Genomic DNA, 8,927 nt, shown 5'->3' with positions numbered 1-8,927 from the left:
ACTGTTAGCATTACAGTTGCGATTTTGTGTTAATGTGGCATCGTCGAGCAACCGCTTGATGCGCTCGTCTCCATAGGGACCATGCGATGATGTGGGCCGGCATGACCCTTGCCCGCTCCAGTCTGATGGCAATGCGGCGGATTTCCTGAATGGACCAGCGGATCAGCGGCGGTTGCTTCGGGGCATCCGCATCTGCGTTTTTTGGGGAGTGGCGGCATTGGCACGGCAGCGGATGCTGGCCATCATCGCGAAGGCGAGCATGACGAGGGACACATGGCGGTGCCATCCGTGCCATGATCTGGTCTCGTTATGGTCGAGACCGAGTTCGTTTTTGGCGGCCTCGAAGCTGTCCTCGATGGCCCAGCGATGACCTTCGACGCGCACCAGGGTTTGGACGGGGGTGCCCGCCGGGCACCAGGTGGAGAAGAAGGCGAGATCGCCATCGGCGATGTTGCGGCGGATCAGCAATCCGCGTGTCCACACCCCGGCGCGGGCAGCATCATAGTCGGCGGCGTCAAGATCAGCCAATTCGAGATAGGCCCAATCGTGGAGGCGGGCGCCCTTGGTGCCCTCGCCCGCCGACAGGCGTGTCCAGTCGGACGGGGATAGGTCTTGCACCACGCCGACGGCGGTTCCGGCAACGAGCCGCTCCTTGCCCCAGGAGGCGACGGCGTGTTGAGACGTTACGCCCAGAACATAGCCTTTGCCCGCACGCCGCAGAGCGGTTTCGAGCGCCCCGACGCCGTAGACGCTGTCGGCCGCCACCCAGGCAAAGGGCACTTCGGCAGCGATGGCTCGGTCGATCATGGCGCGCGCCAGGGCCGGCTTGGTCGCAAAGGCGGTTTCAGCGGGTACAGCCGCAGCCGCCATACGGGTCGGATCGTCCGTCCAGCTCTTGGGCAGATAAAGCGCCCTGTCGATAAAGGCATGGCCGTGGCGCGACACATAGGAGGCGAACACGCCGATCTGGCAGTTGGTAATCTTGCCCGCCGACCCGGTATATTGTCGCCCGACTCCGCACGACGCCTTCCCTTGCTTGAGAAAGCCGGTCTCGTCGATCACAAGGACGGCGTCGGTGTCGGCCAGCGTTTCGAGGGCGTAAGTACGGACAATATCGCGCAAATCATCGGCGTCCCAACGCCCGCGTCCCAGTATGGCCTGTTGTCGCCATGGCCCCGGATCGCCAGCCGCCTCCGCTCGCATCCAGCCCGTCTTACGGCGCTCTTCGCCCAGCAGGCCATCAAGAAATGAGTTCGCCGATGCTGCGACCCGCTCCTGGCCAAAAAGCGGACGCATCCGCGCCTTTACATCCCGCAACGACGACGCCCAAATCTCCATCGTCGTCTCTATTGATGCCCCTGCCATAGCCCATGACCTCCGAATCATGGTTTCCCATTGATTCAGAGGGCAGCCAAAATAGCAACTGTAATGCTAACAGACCAACAGAGCTTCGATCTCGGCAGCCTCTAACCACAGCACCTCGACCTCGATCATCAAATGCCCTGCGTCACGAAACGTCGTTCCGCCGCGACGATCAAGTCGAGGTCGCCGCTCTTTCCTATCCGTTGCAGCCATTCCGCCATTTCGCGGCGGAATTCCTTCAACTCCGCCGCCTCGGGTGTCTTATCCCGAGCCTCGGTTACGATCTTCTCATGCAGGAAAAGCCGGTTCAGCCGGCCAATGGTTTTTACGTTCGCCATGATCCTGTTCTCCCCGGCCGAACTCTCGTCCAGCGGTTATATCTTTCTGTTGAGCCAGTCGCGGCCGTAGGCTTTTTCTACAGCTTCGGTCTTCAATCCCTTGCTCCGGATGTAGTCGGCCCCCTCGACCCGTTTCAGCGCCAACAGGGCATGAGCCGGCACCTCGGCCAGGCGCAGCCAGGCCCATGCCGCCTCCTCGTCATCCGCCCGGTCGGCTGCCGCCGATTCAGCAGCAAAGAGGGCATTGCCGCTGAGCCCCCGCTTGCGGTCCTCGCTCAAATAGCTCTTGGGCATCATCGTTCTCCTGTCGTGCATCGGGATCATGGCTGTGGTCGATGGTAGCAAAGGCCGGCAGGCGGCACCAATATCTTGAGAGATACCGACGTATGAGGCCGGCCCCGCTGGCGCCAGCGGGTAAGGCAGCAGCCGACCGCCGCCTGGAAGAATTTGGCCACGTCGCGGCCGGAAAACCGCTCGATGACGAGCACCGCGCCGTTGTGGACGACAACCAGATCGGCGTGCCCCCTTTCGCCCCGGTCCTCGACCAGGACGGTCAGGGGAGCACCGACGGGAACGATACGATAGGCCATGCCGGCGATCTGGAGCACCCTGACCAGGGCCGGCGAACGATAGAGCAGGCGGCGTGACAGGCCCCTGTTTCGGCATGGTTCAATATTCATTCCCATGGCGCCCCCCTTTCCGTGATCACGCGATGCCGCGCTTCAACTCGCGGTGCTGCCGGAGGGCGCCATCGATGGCCAGGGCCACCTGACGCGGGCCACGGGATTTGGCCAGGTCATTGAAGTCGGTCAGTCCCCGAGCCTTCTCGTCCGCGTCGAATGCCGGCGCGACGACATGGCCGCCAACCGCCTTGGCGGCTTCCTCGGCCTTGGAGAGGCCGATATTGCCGTGCTTGTTGGCATGGTCGTTATCCGCCGCGATCAGAATCTCCCGCTCGGGAAACTTGGCCCTAACCGTTTCCGCCACCGCCTTGAGGTTGCCGGAATCGAACGCGGCGATCACCGGCCGGCCGGTAGTCTCGTGGATGGTGGCAGCGGTGGCATACCCTTCGGCGATGACGATGGCGCCCTGGACCGGCCGCAGGGCGTCGAGCGTACCACCGATCATTAAGTCGGGATGTCTTTCCACAAGCCGCCCCTGTCGGTTGTATCTTTGGCTATCGTGGCGGCATTGTCACTCTATCTCCGCTCTACTACGGTGCCGATCCGCCACCTGCGATTGTCATACTGCACCTGGTCGCCGTTCGGCTGACGCACAACGGTGGCCGTGCATGAGGACACGACAAGAGCTGTGATATCCGCTCACAGTCCGAAGATCGCTGGCCACCAGGCCAGCGCGACTGCCAGCGTGCCGGCCAGTCCGGGCAGCGATGCCAGGACCCGGCGGGTGGGGGCGACGCCCTGGGCGGCCAGGATGCGCCAGCCCAGCCACAGGCTCCAGAGGATGCCGATCGCGAACAGCGCCCCCTTGGCGGTGCCGGCGAAGGCTCCCAGCGGCTGGAACAGCATGCCACCCAGGCCGACGACCAGCGACACCATGGCGACCGGGGCATATTGGTAGCCCAGTTCGACGAAGCGGGATCGGAATCCGGGTCCGGCCAACCATGCCGCCGTCGCCGTCGCCGCCGCCATCACCGCCGCCATTACCGCCATCACCGCCGCCATGACGCTGACGATCAGGATGAAGTCGAGCCAGACGAACACTTCGCGCCGCTCGGGATGAACGCTCATCAGCAACCAGGGGCCGGGATCGCCGATCCAGAACCATTCGCGCTCAATGGCCCAGGCTCCCAGCGTTTGCCGCAGGTCCTGATACTGCGGCAGCACCAGCCACAAGAAGCCGCCCAGCGCCACGCCGGTGCCGAGGAACAGGAACCACACCTCGGCGGCATTGGGATGGTGGTGGCGGATACGCTCGATCTCGGTCCCCGGCCGGCGCAGCCGCAACTCCACCGCTCCCTTGGCCTCGGAATTGACGCAGCGGAAGCACTGGATGCAGTGGCGGCTCTCCTCTTTACGCGGCAGGTCGATCATGGTCGGGCAGACGCCCTTCTCGGTCCAGGCATCGCCGCCCGGACGCGGCATCTTGGGGGTGAACTGCACCGCGCCGATGCGGGAGAAGACGCCGAGCAGCAGACCGATGGGGCAGGCATGGCGGCACCACGCCCGCTTCTTCCGGCCATAGAGGAAGCCCAGCGCGATGGCGGCCAGCATGGTGCCGCCGAACACCTCCAGCGCCGCTTCCGGATGGTCGCGCACGCCGACCGTCTGTCCCAGGATGGTAATGATCAGAAAGCTGACGATGGGCGTGCCTTCCCATTTGAGCCATCCGGGAATGGCCCGCTGCGGCCCTCGCTTGTTGGCCCATTCCGCCGCCGCTCCCATGGGGCACAGCAGGCCGCACCACGAGCGGCCGGTGAAGATGACGGACAGGAACACCAGCGGGAACCACAGCCCCCACAGGGCATAGTTGGCGAAGGTGACCCAGTGGGTCAGCGGCGTGGCGTCGCCGGGTGGGTCCGGCAGGAACACCGGCACGCCGATTACCGCGATGAACACCACCGCCATGGCCGCGTGCAGCCACACCAGCCGCTCGCGGTGGCGGACGAAGAAGGCTTCGACGGCACGGGTCATCCCAACCAGAGTCATGATGCGCGCGCGGCTCCCCGCCGCATGGACAGCCACAGCACCGCCGTCGCCATGGGGACCAGCAACGCCAGCTGGGCGCCGACGCTCTCGACAGTGGGGAAAATGCCCAGCCACTCGACGCGCGGCAGCCAGTCGATGGGCGTGATCGGGATCATGCGGCCTTCCTGCAATTCGAGGACGCCCTTGCCGGCGAAGGTGAAGGCGAGAAGGAACAAAAGCGCCGCCGTGGCCGAGAAGAACAGGCCGATGGGCAGGCGGAACGACAACATCCGCATGGCGACGTAGAGGACGGCCAGCGCCAGCGCCCCCGCCGCCATGCCGGCGGCCAAGGCCGGCGCCTGTCCCGGCGACGACAGGGCCAGCGCCTGGTAAAACAGCACCGTCTCGGCGCCCTCGCGGAACACCGCCAGGAAGGCGGCGAGGCCGAGCGTCCACAGCCGGCCGCTCCTCGCGGCGGCGTCCACCTGGGACTTGACGTAGTGTTGCCAGCGGGCCGCCTCGCGCTTGGACAGCAGCCAGAAGCTGACATAGAACAGCACCGCCGCCGCCACCAGCATGACCGCGCCCTCGATCACCTCCTGGCCCTGGCCGGAGATGTCGAGCACCTGGGTCAACAGCCAGGCGGCGGCCAGGCTGGCGGCCAAAGCCCAACCGACTCCGTGCCACACCACCTTCACCTTGTCGGACTGCCCGGCGCGGCGCAGATACGCGACCAGGGCGGTGACCACCAACATGGCCTCGAACCCCTCCCGCAACAGAATCAGGAAGGATTGCATGAAGGTGGCAAGCGGCCCCGTCCGAACCTCGGCGTGTTCCGCCGTGGTTGCCTGTAGCCGCCCCCTCAGCGTCTGCCAGGCGGTCTCGACCTCGGTCTTGGGCCGACCCTTGCCGGCCTTGCCGATAACCTCGCCGAACAGCGATTCGAGCTCGGACTTGGTGGCGGGCGCCACCATGCCGATGGCCTGCTCCATGCCTGATTCCTCGAACACGTCGAAATAGAGGTCGGAAAAGCCGTCGCCCACCGCGGCGCCATCGCCCGGATCGTAGCCGGCGACCAGGGCATCGCCCTTGACGACGAGTTCGTGGCTCACCGCCTTCATGTCCACCGGCTCGGCCGCCAGGGCGGGCAGGGCGGCGACGATCAGCCCAAGGGCCAGCAGCAGGCGCCGCGTCATTGGTTCACCGCGAACACGTCGGGCGACACCCCCGCCGCGTCGAGCGCCTTGCCGTCCTCGGCCAGGCCGGAGCGGAGAGCGGCTGAAAGCCGCCTGATTTCATCGGGCGGTCCCTTGGCGACCAGCTTTCTCAGGTCGCCGAACTGTTTCTCGCGGCCGAAGGCGTGCTTGGAGCCGATCTCCTTTCGCAACGCCGCTTCCATCTTCTCGCTCTCGAACAGACCGAAATAGGCCTGGGTCACCGTCTTCTTGGCCTCGTCCGACTTGCCGGCAAGGGCCAGCGCCTCGGCCTTGGCGATCTCGTCGGAAATGGCGGCGGCCATCCGGGACCAATGGCCGGTCTCGGCGGCGGCAGCGAGTGGCAACGCCAGCAGGATTATCGCGGCGATGGCGAGGAAGCGAGGTGCAATCATGAATTCGTTCCTTCGGGAATCAACGGGGGCGCCATCGCGAGCGGCGCCCCCGTCCGATCAGTAACCGCCTTTCTTGCCGGCGCCGCCGACATAGGTGAAGTCCCACTCGACCGTGAAGGGGGCCCACCACTTGCCGACGCCGGTTTCCTTGTCGGTGTGGCGCAGGAAGCCGTGGGCGCCCGGCGAAATCTTGTAGACCACATGGTACTTGCCGGCACCGTCCATCTTGACGTTATCGCCGTAATGCGGGCCGTCCGAGGCCACCATCGGCAGCAGCTTGCCTTCCTTCTTCCAGGACGAGCCCGGCTTGGTCAGGGTGTAGCCGATGTCGAGGTAGGGAATCCACTCGCCCTCGCCGAAACCGTTGTTGTTGCCCTTCAGCCCCTTGATGTCGGCCTCGATGTGGATATCGGTGCCGGCATGGTGGGCGGCGTGCGGCTCCATGGTCACCGCCTGTAGGTAGACGCCGGCGATCTCCATGCCGTTCTTCTCGATCGGCTCGCCGATCGGCTGTTCGCCGGCCAGGGCGGGAGCGGTGACAAGAGCGGCCAGCGCCGCCGCAGCAAACAGCTTCTTCATCTCAATTCCCTTGCAGTCTGTTGCGAGCGCGAATGATATGCGCTCGCAGAGTTTGGCGTGATAATTTATGGATGGCTTCTCGCCGATCACCAGCCGCACTATTGCCTCAAACCTTCGTTGTTGCAATTGAAAATGCGAGCGATTATCAGGTTGCTCGGTTGGTGATGCCTGCCCACACTGAAGGGGGTACGCGGAGTGCAGAGTGTAGTGGTGGCGATTTGCCGGAAGGGCACGGTAAGTGCGCCCATATCGCCATCAGTTTTTTGGAGGGATTGAGAGAGAGCGCTTTCCCTGCCGCTCGGCGGACCGGTCTCGTAATGGTGTTTGAGTGCCGCGGCGTAGTTCGCAGTCTCGTTGCCGAACAACGCCCGAAAGCTATTGCGGAATTCGTCCGACGAGGATACATGGGGAGGCACCGTTCTTTGTTCCGCGCATTGTTGAATCATGCCTGGCGGAGCTGCGGTCAACCACGCACAGACCTTCCCGCGTTACCGAATTAGCTTCATGCCACAAAGGGACAACGATGACCGACCCCATCACCATGGACGAAGACAGCGATGTCCTTCATGCATTCAATGCTAGGTTTCGCGAAGCCATTGCCCAGCATGCAATCGGCCGACTGGACCTCTTTTTTCGGCTGCAATTTCCTGATGCGGGTGACCTTGCGGCGGATAAGACGGATATCGTTCACAGATTGGATATGTTGCTAGCTCTGGAGAAGGACGCTCCGGCAGACATCATGCAGCACCCGCTGGCGGATAATCTCAGGGCTCGTTTGGCAAAGCTTATCGAACAGGCTTCCGCCGCCCTTGAGGCATCCGAATCCGGGGGGCTGGAACCGACGCACTTCCTTCGTCTGACGTCCTCGATGCGAAAGCTGGATGTCGTCGTTAATCGTTTGATGGCCGGTATTTCCGCGTCGATGACAGATGTTGATGAACTTACGGGGCTGTTGAATCGTGCGGCTCTTGATCGCGACATTGAGCGCGAGCACGCTCAGTCAAAACGTACAGAAGTGCCCCTAAGCATTGCGATGGTGGATGCAGACCATTTCAAGAATGTGAATGATGATTTCGGGCATGCCTTTGGGGATTTTGTTCTGGAAGAAATATCTGATAGATTTAAAGGCAGTTTGCGCCCCCGCGACAGGGTTTACCGTTATGGCGGGGAGGAGTTTCTGGTCATCCTGCCCGAGACACCGCTGGACAAGGCAATGACTGTTCTGGAGCGATTGCGCAAGGCGGTCTGCGCGACACCCGTGAAAGAAGGCGACAACGAAATTCTTCAGACGGTATCGGCGGGCGTTGCCGAACTGGGCATGGAGGAACAGCCCGAAGCCGCGATTGAGCGAGCCGACCAAGCCCTTTACCAGGCCAAGGAGGCTGGCCGGAACCGTGTGATGGCCAGCGATGTCCTGGCGGAAACCGAGTGAGCCATCCTGCCCGAAACCACCAGGCATGGTGAAACCGTCATGATCTTTCGTCAGTTGTTCGAACCCATCTCAAGCACCTTCACCTATCTGATCGGCTGCGAGCAATCCGGCAAGGCAGTGCTGATCGACCCTGTGCTTCCGGCCTGGGAACGCGATTTGGCGGAAATTCGCGGCTTGGGGCTGGACCTGGCCTTCACCGTCGATACGCACATCCACGCCGACCACATTACCTCGGCACGCAAGCTCAAACAGGAAGCGGGAAGCCGCATCGCACATCCGGCCATCGACGGGCTGGCCTGCGTCGATCACCCTTTGGAAGAGGGCAAGCCACTGGTCGTCGACAGCATCCAAATCGAACCGATTTTCACCCCCGGCCACACGGACGGACATCATGCCTACCGCTTAGGCGACCGGGTGCTGACCGGGGATGCATTGCTTATCGACGGCTGTGGCCGAACCGACTTCCAGAACGGCGACGCCAAGGCACTTTATCACAGCATCCGCAGCAAGCTGTTCATGCTCTCCGATGACACGCTGGTGTATCCGGCCCACGACTACAAGCAGCGTCGGGTGTCATCCATTGCGCAAGAAAAAGCCCGCAACCCGCGCCTTGGGGGCGACCGCAGCCTGGAAGATTTCGTGCGGCTGATGGGCGAGCTTGATCTTGATTATCCCAAGTTCATCGACTATGCGGTGCCCGGCAATCGGGAGTGCGGCGTATGCCCGCCTGATGTTCCTGAAAAATTGGAGCAATACTGCGATCAAATCGGTGACAGTTTGCAAGGCTGAGTCCTGGTATAGCCAGCGGGTTGATGCCTGCAAGAATTCTGAACTTAAATCCATTCTCCAGCACAATGCGGACGAGGAAAAATAGCATGCCAGCAATGCTGGCAGACGGGGCGGCATCAAGTCGAAGGTGCGTTCGGTGCCGACACTGCGGGACCGACGCTCGGAAATGT

12 protein-coding genes are annotated in these 8,927 nt (G+C 63.0%); 2 read left to right on the top strand and 10 right to left on the bottom strand.

The genetic code is table 11. The features are described 5' to 3' along the window. Positions 1-162: 162 nt before the first annotated feature. The 10 genes from MTBSS4_RS15985 to MTBSS4_RS22800 form a co-directional block, all read right to left on the bottom strand. Entirely contained in the window at positions 163-1,386 is a 1,224-nt protein-coding gene (locus MTBSS4_RS15985; RefSeq protein ID WP_173984403.1) for an IS701 family transposase, read from the bottom strand. A 107-nt stretch (positions 1,387-1,493) separates the two neighbouring features. Then, the gene (locus MTBSS4_RS15980; RefSeq protein WP_173984402.1) at positions 1,494-1,700 is read right to left on the bottom strand and encodes a hypothetical protein; all 207 of its coding nucleotides are present in this window, start codon (positions 1,698-1,700) and stop codon (positions 1,494-1,496) included. Positions 1,701-1,736: 36 nt separating this feature from the next. Further along, positions 1,737-1,997: a hypothetical protein gene (locus tag MTBSS4_RS15975; RefSeq protein WP_173984401.1), complete on the bottom strand. Its 261-nt coding sequence runs from the start codon at positions 1,995-1,997 to the stop codon at positions 1,737-1,739. A gap of 23 nt (positions 1,998-2,020) precedes the next feature. Continuing rightward, positions 2,021-2,380 carry a hypothetical protein gene (locus MTBSS4_RS15970; RefSeq protein WP_173984400.1) on the bottom strand — a complete coding sequence of 120 codons (360 nt, stop codon included), beginning with the start codon at positions 2,378-2,380 and terminating at the stop codon, positions 2,021-2,023. A gap of 25 nt (positions 2,381-2,405) precedes the next feature. Continuing rightward, the gene (locus tag MTBSS4_RS15965) at positions 2,406-2,828 is read right to left on the bottom strand and encodes a toprim domain-containing protein (RefSeq protein WP_173984399.1); all 423 of its coding nucleotides are present in this window, start codon (positions 2,826-2,828) and stop codon (positions 2,406-2,408) included. Positions 2,829-3,022: 194 nt separating this feature from the next. Then, positions 3,023-4,354 carry a 4Fe-4S binding protein gene (locus MTBSS4_RS15960; protein ID WP_254432604.1) on the bottom strand — a complete coding sequence of 444 codons (1,332 nt, stop codon included), beginning with the start codon at positions 4,352-4,354 and terminating at the stop codon, positions 3,023-3,025. An 11-nt stretch (positions 4,355-4,365) separates the two neighbouring features. Then, positions 4,366-5,544: an FTR1 family protein gene (locus MTBSS4_RS15955; protein WP_173984397.1), complete on the bottom strand. Its 1,179-nt coding sequence runs from the start codon at positions 5,542-5,544 to the stop codon at positions 4,366-4,368. Further along, the gene (locus MTBSS4_RS15950; protein WP_173984396.1) at positions 5,541-5,957 is read right to left on the bottom strand and encodes a hypothetical protein; all 417 of its coding nucleotides are present in this window, start codon (positions 5,955-5,957) and stop codon (positions 5,541-5,543) included. The genes MTBSS4_RS15955 and MTBSS4_RS15950 overlap by 4 nt, the downstream gene beginning before the upstream one ends. Before the next feature lie 57 nt (positions 5,958-6,014). Continuing rightward, a complete protein-coding gene (locus MTBSS4_RS15945) occupies positions 6,015-6,536 on the bottom strand; it encodes an iron transporter (RefSeq protein ID WP_173984395.1) in 522 nt (173 codons plus the stop codon). Positions 6,537-6,634: 98 nt separating this feature from the next. Continuing rightward, on the bottom strand, positions 6,635-6,982 hold the full coding sequence (locus MTBSS4_RS22800) for a putative zinc-binding metallopeptidase (protein WP_173984404.1): 348 nt from the start codon (positions 6,980-6,982) through the stop codon (positions 6,635-6,637). A gap of 77 nt (positions 6,983-7,059) precedes the next feature. Here MTBSS4_RS22800 and MTBSS4_RS15935 point away from each other — a divergent pair, with 77 nt between their 5' ends. Together MTBSS4_RS15935 and MTBSS4_RS15930 are read left to right on the top strand one after the other, a co-directional pair. Next, complete coding sequence (locus tag MTBSS4_RS15935; RefSeq protein WP_173984394.1) at positions 7,060-7,968, top strand: GGDEF domain-containing protein; 909 nt, start codon at positions 7,060-7,062, stop codon at positions 7,966-7,968. Positions 7,969-8,007: 39 nt separating this feature from the next. Further along, on the top strand, positions 8,008-8,757 hold the full coding sequence (locus MTBSS4_RS15930) for an MBL fold metallo-hydrolase (protein WP_173984393.1): 750 nt from the start codon (positions 8,008-8,010) through the stop codon (positions 8,755-8,757). Positions 8,758-8,927 lie beyond the last annotated feature (170 nt).

The sequence above is a fragment of the Magnetospirillum sp. SS-4 genome, assembly GCF_902729425.1.
Lineage (GTDB): Bacteria > Pseudomonadota > Alphaproteobacteria > Rhodospirillales > Magnetospirillaceae > Phaeospirillum.
This window is presented reverse-complemented; position numbering and strand designations above follow the sequence as displayed.